This window comes from Lachnoclostridium sp., from assembly GCF_031997925.1.
Taxonomy (GTDB): domain Bacteria; phylum Bacillota; class Clostridia; order Lachnospirales; family Lachnospiraceae; genus Lachnoclostridium.
On record NZ_DAMADT010000019.1, the window covers coordinates 1 to 411 of the forward strand.

Below are 411 nucleotides of genomic sequence, written 5' to 3' on the forward strand. Positions count from 1 at the left end.
CAAAGTCTTTCGACATAACAGCCTTAGGTAGATACTCGTGTTTAATTTCATCCATATTTACCTTTGCCATTCCATGATCTGTATCTGAGGTAAATGTATTGGAATAAGACCACATTGGGAACCAAGGTGAATTTTCTCCTGCTGGATTTAACAACTGAACATAGGTTTCTGCACCATATGCCTTTAAGCATTCCTGAACCTCTGGCTTAAGAGCATCAAAGAACTCTCCTGGCTGACTGCCTGGCTCCCATGCATTAATTCCATCAGGATTCATACCTTCTAATTGTGGGAAATAAGAGTATTTACACAAATTAGCAACCTGATAATCCTGACTTACGGCATTATTACGTTGTTCGTCTGTACGATAGAAAACCCCACCGTCACCAGCCATATAATCTTGACCTTCAATAC

At 40.1% G+C, this 411-nt stretch carries 1 pseudogene; it reads right to left on the reverse strand.

The window, feature by feature from the left end:
* Positions 1-411, reverse strand: a pseudogene (locus RTP52_RS12605) (sugar ABC transporter substrate-binding protein); the annotation flags it as partial.